Source organism: Mycobacterium sp. PDNC021, assembly GCF_048282635.1.
Taxonomy (GTDB): Bacteria; Actinomycetota; Actinomycetes; order Mycobacteriales; family Mycobacteriaceae; genus Mycobacterium; species Mycobacterium llatzerense.
Genome location: NZ_CP182502.1, coordinates 826,416 through 842,135, shown reverse-complemented (window position 1 = coordinate 842,135; position 15,720 = coordinate 826,416). Strand labels below are relative to the sequence as shown.

13 protein-coding genes are annotated in these 15,720 nt (G+C 65.1%); 8 read left to right on the top strand and 5 right to left on the bottom strand.

From position 1 onward, the window contains the following. Positions 1-270 precede the first annotated feature (270 nt). Entirely contained in the window at positions 271-2,298 is a 2,028-nt protein-coding gene (locus ACNO8X_RS03890; RefSeq protein ID WP_418004234.1) for a PecA family PE domain-processing aspartic protease, read from the top strand. A 242-nt stretch (positions 2,299-2,540) separates the two neighbouring features. Beyond that, positions 2,541-3,764 (top strand): DUF445 domain-containing protein, encoded by a 1,224-nt coding sequence (locus ACNO8X_RS03885; RefSeq protein ID WP_418004233.1) that lies wholly within the window; start codon positions 2,541-2,543, stop codon positions 3,762-3,764. Positions 3,765-3,830: 66 nt separating this feature from the next. Here the strand turns inward: ACNO8X_RS03885 and ACNO8X_RS03880 are convergent, their stop codons facing one another. After that, positions 3,831-4,922 carry a cellulase family glycosylhydrolase gene (locus tag ACNO8X_RS03880; RefSeq protein WP_418005765.1) on the bottom strand — a complete coding sequence of 364 codons (1,092 nt, stop codon included), beginning with the start codon at positions 4,920-4,922 and terminating at the stop codon, positions 3,831-3,833. 147 nt (positions 4,923-5,069) lie between these two features. Further along, positions 5,070-5,654: a TetR/AcrR family transcriptional regulator gene (locus ACNO8X_RS03875; RefSeq protein WP_260935112.1), complete on the bottom strand. Its 585-nt coding sequence runs from the start codon at positions 5,652-5,654 to the stop codon at positions 5,070-5,072. A 94-nt stretch (positions 5,655-5,748) separates the two neighbouring features. Here ACNO8X_RS03875 and ACNO8X_RS03870 point away from each other — a divergent pair, with 94 nt between their 5' ends. Further along, entirely contained in the window at positions 5,749-6,888 is a 1,140-nt protein-coding gene (locus ACNO8X_RS03870; protein ID WP_418004232.1) for an acyl-CoA dehydrogenase family protein, read from the top strand. A gap of 12 nt (positions 6,889-6,900) precedes the next feature. On the opposite strand, the gene ACNO8X_RS03865 is transcribed toward ACNO8X_RS03870, so the two are convergent. Then, entirely contained in the window at positions 6,901-7,893 is a 993-nt protein-coding gene (locus tag ACNO8X_RS03865; protein ID WP_418005764.1) for an alpha/beta fold hydrolase, read from the bottom strand. A 274-nt stretch (positions 7,894-8,167) separates the two neighbouring features. Beyond that, entirely contained in the window at positions 8,168-8,635 is a 468-nt protein-coding gene (locus tag ACNO8X_RS03860) for a nuclear transport factor 2 family protein (RefSeq protein WP_418005763.1), read from the bottom strand. 183 nt (positions 8,636-8,818) lie between these two features. Between ACNO8X_RS03860 and ACNO8X_RS03855 the strand changes: the two genes are divergently transcribed. After that, a complete protein-coding gene (locus tag ACNO8X_RS03855; protein ID WP_043391743.1) occupies positions 8,819-9,037 on the top strand; it encodes a three-helix bundle dimerization domain-containing protein in 219 nt (72 codons plus the stop codon). Between the two features lie 324 nt (positions 9,038-9,361). Further along, positions 9,362-9,778, top strand: a complete 417-nt coding sequence (locus ACNO8X_RS03850; protein ID WP_377041984.1) for a hypothetical protein — start codon at positions 9,362-9,364, stop codon at positions 9,776-9,778. Positions 9,779-10,020: 242 nt separating this feature from the next. On the opposite strand, the gene ACNO8X_RS03845 is transcribed toward ACNO8X_RS03850, so the two are convergent. Continuing rightward, entirely contained in the window at positions 10,021-10,818 is a 798-nt protein-coding gene (locus ACNO8X_RS03845; protein WP_418004231.1) for a L,D-transpeptidase, read from the bottom strand. 272 nt (positions 10,819-11,090) lie between these two features. Between ACNO8X_RS03845 and ACNO8X_RS03840 the strand changes: the two genes are divergently transcribed. The 3 genes from ACNO8X_RS03840 (at position 11,091) to ACNO8X_RS03830 (ending at position 15,654) form a co-directional block, all read left to right on the top strand. Then, entirely contained in the window at positions 11,091-12,572 is a 1,482-nt protein-coding gene (locus tag ACNO8X_RS03840) for an APC family permease (protein WP_418004230.1), read from the top strand. Beyond that, positions 12,569-13,975, top strand: coding sequence for an FAD-binding oxidoreductase (locus tag ACNO8X_RS03835; RefSeq protein WP_418004229.1), 1,407 nt, complete (start codon positions 12,569-12,571; stop codon positions 13,973-13,975). Before ACNO8X_RS03840 ends, ACNO8X_RS03835 begins: the two co-directional genes overlap by 4 nt. 227 nt (positions 13,976-14,202) lie before the next feature. After that, positions 14,203-15,654: a WS/DGAT/MGAT family O-acyltransferase gene (locus tag ACNO8X_RS03830; protein WP_418004228.1), complete on the top strand. Its 1,452-nt coding sequence runs from the start codon at positions 14,203-14,205 to the stop codon at positions 15,652-15,654. The last annotated feature ends 66 nt before the right edge of the window (positions 15,655-15,720 follow it).

Here is a 15,720-nt window from a genome sequence, read left to right as displayed (position 1 = left end):
TTGCCCGACTTGCTTCACCCTCCGAATGGCAGAGGTGTGAGGCGGCGGCCTCTACCGGCGACAGAAACGCGACTTCGCCCGCAGTCCGCGTATTGACGCATCTGCCAAAATTCTTTGCCAGAAGCGCTGCGACAGTCGTTCACAACTGTTAATTTTCTGTCTGTACTGCGGCTCGATGCCGGTCAGCCACACTGCTATGCGGTAATACCGCAGCAGCGGGTGATCTGCCGGGGTCTGATGGCCGCGCGATGTGACTATGGAGGACCCGAAATGCCTGGTGCGCACCGCCGTTCGCAGCCCAAAAAGTTGGCGGTATCGACGTGGCTGGGCACAGGTGTAGCTGCCGTCGGCGTCAGCGCGGCACTGCTGGGAAGCGCGGCGGTCGCGAGCGCCACCCCATCAGCCGACTCCGAGTCCGCCTCGTCCTCGTCGACTCCGGCGCAGCCCAAGAAGCCACCCGCGCAGAAGAACACCAAGAACAAGAAGAAGGACGCCGCTGCCGCTGCCGACGCGTCGGCCCCCAAGGCGGCGCCGGACACCAAAGCCGCCTCGGACACCGAGGCTTCGGCTGACGCGTCCGCGGATTCCGATAACGATGCGAAGCCGGCACGCAATCGCCGCACGAAGGCCGAGAACAACGGCCGGTCGACGACCGCCCCGAACGCCGGGACTGTCGCGAAGCTGCCGTCGGCCGCCGCCCAGGCGGTAGCCAACAACCCGTCGACGAAGAATCCGCTGAAGACCGCGGCCGCGGTGAAGCCGACCACGGACACCGCTGCCAAGGACGCGCCGAGCTCGGTGACGCCGGCCGCCGCGTCGGCACCGGAAGCGACAGCACCCAGCACCCCGCACGTCACCGTCGCCGCAGCCGAAACACCTTCGGCCACAATCACTTCGATTCCCAACACCAAGGCGTTGAGCAGCGTCGCGGCGCCGACCATTCCCGCCAACGTCTCCGGACTGCTCTCGGTGCTCGCCGCCGTCGGCCAGGCACTCGGCGCCGCCACCCTGACCACCGAGGAGTCCCTGGCCGGGGCCGTGGTTGGCACGACCAAGACCGTGAGCAGGCTGCTGGGCATCACACCCGCACTGGCCACCACCACGGAAAAGACCAGTGCCGCAGCAACTCTCACACCGGCGCCCACCGAGACGTGGCAACCGGGCCAGACCGTTACCGCGGACGAGTACATCAACACCGCGCTGACGGAGATCGCGCAGGCGCGCACCCTCCTCGGCACCAGTTGGGTCAACGGGTACTCGCGCTACGAGTTGCGGATGGCGGCCACCTACCTCACGACGTACCAGGCGAACCAGCAGACCCTGATGGACGCCTACGCGGCGAACCCGACCACGACGAACCTGAGTGCACTGAAGACCAACGAGGCGCTGGTCGGCAAGGCCGTGACCGCGCTGAAGACCGCGCGTTACTGGGCCGCGAATCGCGACATCAAGGCCGTCATCGTCGACGCCACCACCAACGCCCGCATCTACGCCTCGGTCCCGCTGTCCATGTACGCGGGCGTCGAGCCGATCGTCACCATCTCGGTGAACGGCGGGCCGAGCATCAAGGTGCTGGTGGACACCGGATCGTCCGGCCTGGTGGTCAACGCCAAGAACGTCGGCCAGACCGGCCTCGGCAACTCGGTGGGTACCGGCACCGGCGCCTACAGCGGCGGCCTGACCTACAACTACAACACCTACAACACCACGGTGAACTTCGGGAGCGGCATCGTGACGGCGCCCGTCTCGGTCGACGTCATCACCGACCCGACGCAGCAGGCCGCGTTCGCCAACTTCCTGAAGAACAACGGCGTCGTGGGTGTCCTGGGTGTCGGCACCAACGCGGTGGGCCCCGGCCCAGGACTGGTCACCACCGGCCTGCCCGGCGCACTGAAGAACGGCATCTACATCGACGAGGCCGCCAAGACGCTCACCTTCGGCCCCAACCCGCTGCCGGCGCGCGTCACCACGTCGGGTTCGCCGAACGTGATCGGTTCCGTCAGCATCAACAACGGGTCGAAGACGCCGATCAACCTGCTGATCGACTCCGGCGGCGTCACCGGCACCCTGCCGTCGACGATCATGGGCGCCTCGGTGCCCATCGGCACCGTCATCTCGGTGTACGACAGCAACGGCACGCTGCTGTACTCGTACAAGACCACATCGTCGTACACACCGGTGGTGACCTCCGACGCCTACAACGCCGAGTTGATGAACACCGGTGCAATGCCGTTCCTGCACAACCGGATCTACATCGACTACTCCACCGCAAACGGGTCGACGGTCTTCGACCTCTAGGCCACGCCGCGAAATCGTCCGCTGTTTCGCCGCACTCCGCGGCGAGGCAGCGGACTGTTTCTGTGCGCAGTTTCCGCACGCAATACCGAATTATCAGGCGGTTCGAACGGGGTTAACAAAATACGCGATCCCGCGTTGCGGATCTGACGTGCCCGTTAGTCTTCTCGCACGTAGTCGCCGGTTAACGTAGTCCAGCTACTCGCTGGACGCGACTGATGGGAGACAGCCAGGTGGAGAATCTCATGGCGAACGCGTTCGCCTACCCCTGGTGGGTGTACGTCACCATCCCGTTGGGCGCGGCGTTCGTCGGCTGGATCACCAAGATCATGGCCCTGAAGATGATGTTCTATCCCGTCGAGTTCAAGGGCATCCCGCCGTACCTCGGCTGGCAGGGCCAGATCCCCAAGCGCGCGCCGAAAATGGCTGCGGTAGCGGTGGATTCGCTGACCTCGGAGATTCTCAAACCCGAGGAGATGTTCGACAAGATCGATCCGAACGAGCTGGTCAAGGAACTCGCCGAACCACTGCGGCAGACCTCGGCGGAGATGGTCGACACCATCATGATGTCGTTCCAGCCGCAGGTCTGGCGCGCTACGCCCGACCAGCTCAAGGACGTCGTCGTCAAGAACGTCGAGAAGCGCATCCCGACGGCCATGGCCGCGATGTTCGACAAGCTGCGCGGCCAGGTCGACCAGATCTTCGACATCAAGCACATGGTCGTCACCAACCTGGTGCGCGACAAGGTCACGCTCAACACGGTGTTCCAGGACATCGGCAAGCCGGCGTTCAAGTTCCTCATCATGTCCGGCCTGCTCTTCGGCTTCCTGATCGGTCTGGTTCAGGCCGTGGTGTTCGGCATCACCAACTGGCACTGGTCGCTGCCGTTGTTCGGCCTGCTGACCGGTGGTCTCACCGACTACGTTGCGCTGCAGATGATCTTCCGTCCGCTGGAGCGCAAGAACGTCTTCCTCGGCATCAAATGGCAGGGCGTCTTCCAGCGCGAGCGCGCGCAGGTCGTCGAGGGCTACGCGGCGCTCATGGCCCGGGAGATCTTCACGCCCCAGGCCATCATGGAAAGCATGCTGAACGGCCCGTCGTCGGACCGGTTCTTCGACATGATCTCCACCGAGATCAGCGCGACCATCGACACCCAGATGGGCTTCACCGGCAAGATCATCAAGTCCGTCGGCGGCCGCCAGTACGTGGACATGAAGAAGCAGATCACCGATTCGATCATCGACAAACTGCCTGAAACGTCCACCTACATCGAGGGATACATGCGGGATCGCCTCGATCTGGAGAACGTCATGGTGACCAAGATGATGCTGCTGGATTCCCTGTCCTTCGAGAACCTGCTGCGGCCGGCGTTCAAGGATGACGAGTGGATCGTCGTCGTGCTCGGCGCCACCCTCGGTTTCCTGTTCGGTGAGCTGCAGGCCCAGCTGATCCTGCTACTGGCGCACTGACCAGTGATTTCGGCGTGATCCGTAGCGTTTGTCGCTACAAATCACGCCGAAACCGCCAGAGGGTCGCTAAGTCTGGCCGGGCACTCCGGTCAGCTTGCGGACGGTGAGTACCTCACTGTCGCGGAAAGCCCGCCCGTTGGGGTAGAGCAGGTCGCTGAACCAGGTCTTGGGCTCCGATGGGTACGGGTGATCCCACGAATCCCAGGGGAAGTAGGTCTGGGTCTTGCCTGCCACGAGCCCCCAGCTGTACGCACCGACGTTGCGCTGCTTGGCAATTGGCAGAATGCCCTCGACGGTGCTGCCCTGATTGCGAGCCAGGTACTCGGTGCACAGGATGGGCCGGCCCATCGGCGCGAGCTCATCGATCCGGGCCGAGAAGTCGGCCGGCTTGGCGTAGCTGTGGAACGAGATGATGTCCGAGTTGTCCAGCTGGATCGACGCGATGGCGCTGCGCTGCGCAGGGTTGGCCCAACTGCCTTGCCACACACCACTTGTCAGCGGCTGCACGGGGTCGACGGCTCGCGCCCATGCGAACACCTGCGGTAGCAGGTCGGCGACGAGTTTCATCTTGTCGCTGCGCTCGACCTTGCGATAGACCGCGGCCGGGTTGTCGGGCTCGTTCCACAGATCCCAGCCGAGCACGCGGTTGTCGTTGCGGAACAGGTTCAGCACACCGGTGACGTAGTTCTGCAGTACGGCACGGTAATTCGGATCACCGATCCGGTCGGCGCCCGGGCTCTGCACCCATCCCGAGTTGTGGACGCCCGGTGTCGGGGCCCGCTGCACGCCGAGTTTGGGATGCGGGTCCCAGCACGAGTCGAAGAACACGAACAGCGGCTTGATGCCGTTGCTCGAGGCGATACTGACGAATTGCGTCAACCGCTGCGAGAAGCCCTGCGGGTCCTGCGCCCACAGCAGATCGTGCAGGAAGACGCGGACGGTGTTGAACCCGAACCAGCGGGCGGCACCCAGCTCGGCGTTGATCCGACCGGGGTCATAGGTACCCGACTGGAACATCTCCAACTGATTGACCGCGGTGGAGGTGATGTAGTTCCCCCCGACCAGCCAGCCCTGCCCCTGGTACCAACTGTTGGCCCGCTCGGGCGTCCAGCGGGCCCCGGCCGCAGACGCCAGTGCCGGTCCGGAGAATCCGGCCATGGCAGAACCCGCTGCCAGCAGCAGCGGCACCTTGAGAGCGGTTCTGCGGTCCACCGCACGAGGCTACTGATCTTGATGGGGCTATTGGGCCGTGCTTATCGAGTTGCAATCAACCAGTTGTCGGGCAGTGACGCTGAATCCGACGCGTCAGGCATTGATCCCCGCCGTGAGAATCGCGGCCAGCTCGCGATACGCGCTGGCATCGTCGAGTCCGGTACTCTCGCGGACCCGGCGCTGCTGGATGCGCACCATCATGGTCGACGCCAGGTCTGCGGCGAAAGCCGCATGGACATCGCGGAATTCGCCGCTCTCGACGCCTTCGGCGATCATCTCCTGCACCCGGCCGGCGGCGATCTGGGTGTTCTTCTCGTAGACGCTGCGAGCTGGGGCGAAGGCGTCGAGGTCCGCCATGAACTGGTCGGACGCGGCGTCCAGCACCGTCCCGACCGCCGACAGATAGGCCGTGATCCGGGCCCGGGCGCCATCGACTCCGGCCACGAGTCGCTCCACCTCGTCGGTCGCCTGGCGAAAGAACTGCACGGTCGCGGCGCTGACCAACTGTTCCTTGCTGCCGGCCAGGGTGTACAGCGTCGACTTCGAGCACCGCAGCCGCCCGGCGATGTCGTCGAGCGTGAGGTGTGCGAATCCCTCGTCGAGGAACAGCGTGATCAGGGCGTCGAACAGCTCGGTGCGGCGGCGGGTGCCGAATGCCGGGGACGTGCGCGCGCTCACAACGGCATAGTACTGCGGACCCTTTACTCAGTACTACTCAAATAGTACTGTGTGAAGTAATTCAGTACTGTCTGACGTATTAGTGGAGTATCCGGTGCCTGTTGATCGCCTCTTGCCCAACGACGAAGCCCACGCGCTCATCGAACTCACCCGCGACATCGCCGACAAGGTGCTGGATCCCATCGTCGACCAGCACGAGAAGGACGAGACGTACCCCGACGGGGTGTTCCCCACACTGGGCGAGGCCGGGCTGCTGAGCCTGCCGTACCCCGAGGAGTGGGGCGGCGGAGGCCAGCCCTACGAGGTCTACCTCCAGGTGCTCGAGGAGCTCGCGGCGCGGTGGGCTTCGGTGGCCATCGCGGTCAGCGTGCACAGCCTGTCGTGCCATCCGCTGATGACGTTCGGTACCGACGAGCAGCGGCAGCGTTGGCTGCCGGAGATGCTGAGCGGCACCTTGGTCGGCGCCTACAGCCTGTCCGAACCGCAGGCCGGTTCCGACGCCGCGGCGCTGGCCTGCAAGGCTGTTTCGTCCGACGACGGCTACCGCGTCACCGGTTCGAAAGCATGGATCACGCACGGCGGCTTGGCCGACTTCTACACCCTGTTCGCCCGCACCGGCGAAGGCTCCCAAGGCATCTCGTGCTTCCTGGTGCCGAAGGACACGCCAGGACTGTCCTTCGGCCGGCCTGAGGAGAAGATGGGCCTGCACGCGGTGCCCACCACCTCCGCGCACTACGACGACGCTTTCCTGCCCGCCGAGCGCCTGATCGGCGCCGAAGGCCAGGGCCTGCCGATCGCGTTCAGCGCGCTCGATTCCGGCCGACTCGGTGTCGCCGCGGTCGCCGTCGGCCTGGCCCAGTCCGCGCTGGATCAGGCGGTGGCCTATGCCCAGGAACGAACGACGTTCGGCCGCAAGATCATCGATCACCAGGGCCTCGGCTTCCTGCTCGCCGACATGGCTGCGGCAGTTGACTCTGCACGGGCCGCCTACCTGGATGCCGCCCGACGGCGCGATGCTGGGCTGCCGTACTCGCGCAACGCCTCGGTGGCCAAACTGGTCGCCACCGACGCTGCCATGAAGGTCACCACTGACGCGGTCCAGGTATTCGGCGGTGCCGGCTACACCCGCGATTACCGCGTGGAGCGCTTCATGCGCGAAGCCAAGATCATGCAGATCTTCGAGGGCACCAACCAGATTCAGCGCCTGGTGATCAGCCGGAGCCTGACGAAGTAGCCGCCCGCCGAACTACATCCGGCTGACGTCGATGATGGCGTTCGCGAATTGCGTGGGCGCCTCCTGCGGCACGTTGTGACCGATGCCGTCGAGGACACGGTGCTCGTACGCCGCGGTGTACATCGAGCGATATCCCGCGCCGTCTTTCGCCGCACCGTCGAAGTCGCTTCCGATGGTGATGGCGGGGACATGGATCAGCGGTTTGGTCTGCAGGCGTTGTTCGTCTGCGTCGTAACGACTTTCACCCTCTGCCAGGCTGAGCCGCCAGCGGTAGTTGTGGATCACGATGGCGACGTGGTCCGGGTTGTCGAACGACCCGGCGCTCAGTCCGTAGGTCGCGTCGGTGAAGTGCCACAGCGGTGAGGCCTTCTCCCAGATCAGGCGATTGAACTCCTTGGTGTTCTTGCGGTAGCCGAGTTCACCGCGCGGCGTGGCGAAGTAGTACTGGTACCACCACCCCAGCTCGGCCTGCGGCTCCAGCGGCTGCAGGTTGGCCGCGCGATTGACCACGATGTACCCGCTGACCGCAACCAGACCGGCGACCCGCTGCGGCCACAGCGCGGCAACGGCATTCGCCGACCGCCCGCCCCAGTCGAAGCCGCCGAGGATCGCCCGCGGGATGTTCAGCGCGTCCATCAGGGCAATGACATCCGCGGCCAGCGCGGCTTGCTGCCCGTTCCGGACCGTCGTATCTGCCAGGAAGCGGGTCGATCCGAAGCCGCGCAGATACGGCACGATCACTCGGAAGCCCTGATCCGCCAGGAGCGCGGAAACGTCTGCGTAGCTGTGGATGTCGTAGGGCCAGCCGTGCAGGAGGATGACTGGCCGACCGTCTGCCGGCCCCGCTTCGACGTATCCGACGTTCAGGTCGCCGGCGCGAACCTGCTTGACCGCATTCAGGTTGTGCTCCGGTGCGGGCGGAGGCGTCGTCTTCACGGCCGCCGGCTGCTCGGACGACGACCCACAGGCCGCCAGCGACGCGGCACCGACCGCTGCCGTCGCCATCAAGCCGAACTGCCTTCTGCTGAAGCCGTTCACGGTTCGTCGTTCCTTCCAGAGCGTCTCGGTAGGCCGCCCACGATTCACCACCGCGGCGCACGGCACCTATCTCACCCGCTGTTGCATATCGTGTCCAACGATAGATTTCGATGGCTGACATCTACTTCAGAGATGAGGGCCGGCCACGGCGCTGCGTCAGACTGCCGCCCACCCACCGTCGACACTGAGGGCGGCGCCGTGGATGTTGGCGGCGGGCATCGGAGCGCTGCGACAGCGATAGCTATTGCAGCGGAATATCGTGCCCCGGACCGCGTTCCGACTCCGGCCGCACGCCGAACCACCGTCGCGCCGCTTCGGTGATCTGCAGATCGTTGATGCTGGCCTCCCGGCGCCGCATGAGCCCGTTGTCGTCGAACTCCCACAGCTCATTGCCGTAGCTGCGCCACCACTGCCCGTCGCCGTCGTGCCATTCGTATTGAAAGCGGACCGCCATGCGGTTCCCCCGGAAACCCCCCAGGCTCTTGCGGAGTACGTAGTCGAGTTCCCGTTCCCACTTGGCCGTCAGGAACTCCACGATGGCAGCGCGGCCCGTCACGAACGTGTCGCGGTTACGCCATACCGAGTCCGGTGTGTACGCGGTGGCCACCAGCTCGGGATTACGGGTGTTCCACGCATCCTCGGCCGCTTGCACCTTCGTCAGCGCCGACACTTCGTCGAACGGCGGGAAGGGTGGTCGGGACTCCGGGATGCCGGACATGGGCGAGCCTCTCGTCAGGTGAAGGGCGGGACCCAACGGCCCGCCGCCCTTCACAACCGTAGGAGCACCGTCGACATTTCCTGCGGCTCACACGACACCCGTAGTTGTTAGTTCGCCTACACGTCACCCCATCTGCGTTGACAGCTGTCAACGCCGCCGAGAAGGATCGACGGCGTGTCCGCCAAGACTGAAGAACAGGTATTCAACGAAATCGAGAGCCGCCTGACGGCCAAGTTTGCGGACCTGCCTCCGGCTCGCGTGACTACCGTCATCGACGGCGCGCGCGAGCAGTTCGCCGGCAGCACGATTCGGGACTTCGTACCGCTCCTCGTCGAGCGACGTGCCGACGATGAGCTGACCAGGCTCTTGGCCGACAGCTCCGACGCCCGGTAGGTCCCCCACTCGGCGGGGCGCCGAGTTTGCTGGCGCCACAACGGGTTCCAGCGCCAACCCGTTACCCTTTGAGACCTTTCTGTGAGGACTTTGAGGCGATTGAAACGGTGCGGTCACGGTCGCGGCTCAGTCCCGTGTCGAGCGCGCATCCGATTGAGAACATGCCTTGAATCCGTCTCCCGCGGTGCTCTACGGTTCAGCTGCGCAAATTTTCGGCGCTGGTAATTTAAGGGCACGTTCAAGGAGACGCCGGTGATGATCAGCTTTGGTCGAATCGCTGTGAAAGTAGTTGCCAGCGCCGGTGTGTGCGCTGCCGCCGTGGCCGTGAGCCCGACTGCAGCGGCAGTCCCACTCAAGACCGGCGGATACGCGTGCGACACGGGCGCCGCAGCACCTGCAGCCGGGGCACCCGCCGCGGCAGCAGCTGCCGCGCCCTGCGCCGCCCCCGCCGTTGAATCGTCGGGCATCATCGGCCCCCTGGCCGCCGCTCCGGTGGTCCCGGCAGCAGTCCCGCCGGTTCCTGCGGTGGTCCCGCCGGTCCCGGTAGGCGTGCCTCCGGTCGTGCCACCCATCCCCGCCGGCTTGCCGCTCGGCGCCCCGATCCCGATCGCCGCGGCTCCCGCCGCGATCCCGATGGACATGGGCGGCATCGCAGACGGCAAGGAAGCCCGTACCCTGCGTCCCGTCGACGCCGGCGGCCCGACCCCGAACCTGCCGACCCAGCCGGGCCCGCAGAACTGAACCATCCAGCTGCACAACCGCTTTCACCGAAGCACCCGAGCCCTCGCGGCTCGGGTGCTTCGTGCGTTGGTGGCGTTGACCCTGCACTGAGGGCGAACTTCTGCGAGTAACGACCGCCGTGGATTCAGGGTCAACAGTCACCCCACGCTGACCCTGTACTGAGGGCGCAGTTGTGCGAGTGACGAACGCCGTGGACTCAGGGTCAACGCGACGCAAGAATGCGAATTGTCCTGCGGCGCAGGCTATGGCTCGACGATGACGGGATCGCCGACGTTGACGGTGTTGAAGTACCACTCGGCTCCCGCGGGCGCCAAGCCAATACAACCGTGGCTGACGTTCTCGAAGCCCATCGACTCGACGGCCCAGGGCGCCGAATGCACGAACAGTCCGCGTCGGCTGATCCGTACCGCGAACTCGACCTCCGTCATGTACCCGTCCGGATGATCGACGGGAATGCCAACGCTGCTCGAATCCATAAGTACATTGCGGTCTTTCGCCAAAACGGTGTACTTGCCAGGCGGCGTCTCGTACTCCGGACGACCCATGGTCGCCAACAGCACGCCCGACTCGCCGAGGTGCGGAAGATGGTGTGGCGCCGGCATATCCGGTGGAGTCTGACCGTCGATCGTGACGGTGAAGGTGTGATCCGCGATGTGCGCGGTCCCGATGACCGCGGGGCCCGTCGTCAACGCCATCGGCTGGCCGCCGACCGTCAGCTTGATCGTGCTGTGCGCGGGCCAGAAACCATCTGGAACCCATTGCACCACTTTGTTATCCAGCCATTCGAACTTGCCCGTCATCGCGGGCGTCGAGGTCACGTCCAGCGCCAGCTCGGCGGCTGCACGGTTGGTGATCGGCCGCTTGAACGTCACGACGATCGGATGTGCGACGCCTACCGGAACGCCCTGCGTCGGCTGCGTCGACTCGATGATCGAGCCCAGTGGCAGTCGAATGCCTGCCGTCTCGATACCGAGCGCGCCGCCAGTGGTGGTCGTGGCGACCACGACCACAGCAAGGACACCGTGTACAAACACCCGCATCTATCCGACCCCTTCGTGCGCTGGCCGCATGGTTGAACTCCGTCATGGTATGGGCCGGCGAACGCCGAAATCCGTACGGCGCGTCAATATTTCGGTCAAAGATTCGTCACGGATTGGCTACCCGACATCACGAAATGTGACGTCGATCGAGATGCGGGCCCGCGGGACGCGCGTCACCGATGACCGGCAATACCTGCCGACATCTGCGGTTTCCCGACATCCAAGGTTGACGGGGGCGACAATTACGGCCGGCGCCACGGAAGGGGCAAGCCATGACAACCGAGCGACTAGCGGTCCAGACCGCAGCCGACGAAGAATGCGTCGACTGCGGATACACACCAGAGCTGAAACGGACCCTCGGCGGCTTTCAGGTCTTCGCGGTCTCGTTCGCCTTCATGTCGGTGGCGGTCGGGATATTCGGCACCTACGACGACCTCCTCAATACTTCGGGCCCAGTCGGCATCTGGCTGTGGGTGCTGGTCGCCGTCGGACAGACGCTCGTGGCCCTCGTCGTCGCGCAGTTCGCCGCCCGCATCGCGCTCAGCGGATCGTCGTATCAGTGGGCGTCGCGGTTGGCCGATCCCAAAGTCGGCTGGTTGTTCGGCTGGCTTTCGTTCTGGTACCTCGCGATAGCGGTGGTGGCCGTGGACAACGCGTTGGCCAGTCAGGCTGTCATGCCGCTACTCGGCATGACCCCCAGCGAAGACACCGCACGAGTCATCACGGTCGCGGTGTTAATCGCGCAGACAGCCCTGGTCATCGCCTCCACTCGCCTGCTCGGCCTGATCACCTCCGGCGCGGTGGGGCTGGAACTCGCCATCATCGTGCTGATCGTGGTCGCACTGGGGATCGTCATGGCGGTTACCGGCGACAGCAATGTCGACAACCTGAGCAGCCGCGGGATCGCGTCGCCGTCCCCTGACTACTTCGCGGTGGGCGGCGGGTTGATGGCCGGCATGGTCATGGGGCTCACCACGCTGGTCGGTTTCGACTCCGCCGCGAACCTGGCCGAGGAGGCCAAGGATCCGTTCCGGAGCGTGCCGCGCGCCATCGTGGCATCGGTCGTCGCGGCGGGTGTGGCGGGTCTGGTGTTCCTCATCGCCCTGACCGTCTCGATCAAGGACGTCGCCGCGGTGAGCCACAGTGGTGCGCCGGTCGCCATGATCGTCCGCGAGCAGCTCGGATCGGTCGCTGAACGAATCTTGTTGGCCGGCATTGCCTTCGCCATGTTCGGAGCCGGCATGGTGGTGATGGCGGCGTGCTCGAGGCAGGTTTTCGCGATGGCACGTGACGATCGCTTCCCGGCCCACGCGCTGATGCGCCGGGTCAATCCGCGCACCCAGACACCGGTGCCCGCGACCCTGCTGATTCTGATCGTCGGGGTTGTGCTGATGGCGACCCTCCGCGGAGACGCGCTCATCCAGCTGATCATCGCGTCGACGATCCTGCCGGCGTTGATCTACGGAGCCATCGTCGTGCTGTACCTCGCCGTCCGGAAACGTCTGGAGCACAAGGAAGGTGGGTTCAGGCTGGGCCGCTTCGAATTGCCCGTCGCCGGCGTCGCACTGATCTGGGTGGTCTTCGCCCTGTTCGTTCTCGTGACACCCGATTCCGCGCGGGTACCCAGCTTCATCGTGCTCGGCCTCATCGCGATCGGCGTCGGATACTTCGTCAAGATGTTGGTCTTCAATCGCGAGGTGCTCGACACCGAGCCCGGTATCGACGAATTCGCCGTGGCGGCGGCCGACCGATGATCCCGTTATCGGCCCGACCCGGGACACTCACCGGACGGGTGGTGTGCGCGGATGACGCCGAATACGCCGCGGCTTGCGCCGGATTCAACCTGCTCTACACCAATCGGCCCGCAGCCATCGTATTCGTCAGGGACACAACGGATGCCGTCAACGCGTTGGCATGGGCACGCCACCACGGCGTACCCGTCCGCGCGCGCAGCGGACGGCACTGCCTCGAAGGTTGGTCCACAGTCGACGACGGTCTGGTGATCGACGTCAGCGAAATGAAGTCGGTGGCCGTCGACGTCGCCACCAAGACCGCCACGGTCGGTGCCGGCCTCAACCAGTCCGAGACGGTCGCCGCTCTGGGCGCTGCCGGCTTCGCCACCGCGACCGGAACCGAGGGCACCGTCGGACTGGTCGGCGCGACGCTCGGCGGCGGCTTCGGGCTACTCACCCGCGCCTTCGGGATGGCGTGCGACAACCTGGTCGCCGCTGAGGTCGTGGTCGCCTCAGGCACCGGCGGCGCCGAGTCCGTCACCGCCGACCTGAACTCCAACCCGGATCTGTTGTGGGCCCTGCGGGGAGCCGGCAACGGCAACTTCGGCATCGTCACGTCACTGACCTACGCGATTCATCCACTGGCACAGACCATTTATGTCGTCGCCACGTGGTCCGGACTGGACGACCTGCCGGCGGTTTTCCAGGCATGGCAACGGTGCGCACCATTCCTGGATCATCGTCTCACCACTCAATTGGAGATCCTCCGCGACCAGATTTCGATGATCGGCGTCCTTGTGTCCGGTTCGGAGACCGAGGCGCTGCAGATCCTGGCGCCGATCCTGGCTGTGGGCACACCCCGCGTCGAGGCGACAGACTCGGATTGGGCCGCCACGTACGCCGGATTTCAGATACCCGCCGAAGACGAACCCGCGAATTGGAAGTTCTTATCCCAGTTCATCTCTCGCCCGTTTCCACCCGAGGCCGTGCAACTCATCGGCGCCTACATGTCGGCTGCGCCCACGTCCGCCTGCAACTACTTCACCAATGCGCTGGGTGGTGCAGTCACTACCAGTGAGCCACGCGGCGGCGCGGCCTACGCTCACCGCAACGCCCTCTTCTATGCCGAACCCGGCGCGGGGTGGGGCGTCCGCGGCGGTGCTCCCGCATCCGATGACCCACTGACGGCGACCTGCCTGGCCTGGATCACCGAGTTCGGAGAAGCCTTGCAGCCCTTTATAACCGGCGCCTACATCAACGTCCCCAACGCCGGGATGCCCGATTGGGAACGCGCCTATTGGGGAGCCAATGTCGACCGGCTGCGTGCCATCAAGGCCGCGTACGACCCGGACAATATATTCCAGTTCGAACAGAGCATCACCCCGCCAAAAGGGATTCATGATATTTCTCGCGAACAGACATAAAGCTGTCGTTTTCCACACGAATGCGACAGTTGTACGTCTTTTCGACAATTGCAGGAAAAGTGCAACAACTAACTCAGTTCACTTGGTAGCGACCCACTGAATAGCAGAGAACCGCTGATAGGCGGCGAATTTCAATCTCGCTGACTGGGAAGTAGCAATTGCAAAGCTCTCGCGTGTCGATACGTTATTGCCGCCACACGTCCGTGGTATAGCGAGGGGAGTTTTCGGTGAAGCGCTTGTCCGGCATGGATGCCATGTTCTTGTCCATGGAGGGCACCGAATGGCCTCAGCACACGCTGGGGTTGATGATTCTGGACCCAAGCGACGCACCGGGATTCGACTTCGAGCACCTCCGGGATCACCTGGATCGACGCCTGCCTTACCTGCCGTCGTTCCGGCGCCGGATCCAAGAGGTTCCGCTGGGCCTGGACCGGCCGGTGTGGGTCGATGATCCCGCGTTCAAACTCGACTACCACATCCACCGCGCGGCACTCCCCGCTCCCGGTGGCGAGAAAGAGCTCGCCGATGTTGTCGGTGAGATCCTGGCCCGTCAGCTCAACCGCAACCAGCCGCTGTGGGAGAGCTGGTTCGTCGAGGGCCTCGAAGGCGGCCGCGTCGCCTTCATCGCCAAGACCCACCACTCCATCGTCGACGGTGTGTCCGGCGCGGGCCTGTCGTCGGTCCTGTGTGATGTCACGCCGGATGCCACGAAGCCGATCGTGGACCTGCCCAACGAGGGCGAGCAGACGCGCCATTCCAGCCTCGAACTGTTCGCCAAGGGCGCGCTGACCGCAGCGAGCACGCCGCCGAAGGTCGTCCAGTACCTCGGCCAGACCGTCCGCAACGCGGTGACCACCATCAGCCACCTGCGGCGCGACGATCCGCCGCCACGCCCGATGAGCGCCCCCAAGACCAGCTTCAACGGCGCACTCAGCTCACACCGCAGCTTCGCGTACACGTCGCTGCCGATGGCGCACATCAAGCACGTCAAGAACGGGCTCGGAGTCAAGGTCAACGACGTGATCCTGAGCGTCGTGGCCGGCGCGCTGCGCACGTACCTGACCAAGCGCGATGCGCTGCCCGAGACCCCGGTCCTGGCGACCGTGCCGATGTCGACGCGCGACGCGGGCGACGAAACCCCCGGTAACCACGTGCACACCATGATCGCCTCCATGTGCACTGACGTGGACGATCCGGTCGAGCGGCTGTCCGCCATCCACAACGGCATGAACAGTGCCAAGGCGCTGGCCGAGGACCTGCAGGCCGGCCAGTCCATCGGCCTCACCGATTTCGCGCCGCCGGTGCTGCTGAACCTGGTGTTCAAGGGCTTCCGCGCCGCCAAGCTCGAGGACAAGCTGCCCCTGGCGAGCAACCTCATCGTCTCGAACGTGCCCGGCCCGCCGCTCCAGCTGTACATGGCCGGCGCCAAGATCGAGCACATCGTGCCGGTCGGTCCGCTCACCGTCGGCATGGGCATCAACGTCACCGTCTTCAGCTACGGCGGCAACGTCGACGTCGGCATTCAGGCTGATCCGGACCTCGTCGAGGACCCGTGGGAGATCCTCGAGGGCGCCAAGGCCGAACTCGACCGGCTGCTCGCCGCATCCGGCTGGGTGGAGCCGGCGCCCAAGGATGCCGCAGTCCCACCGGGTGGGAGTTCTGCCGGCAGCGCCGAATAGATGTGATTGCCTTCCCACGAGGGCGGACGCGACAGCGATCCGCGCCCTGACGACGTCGAAAGGAAG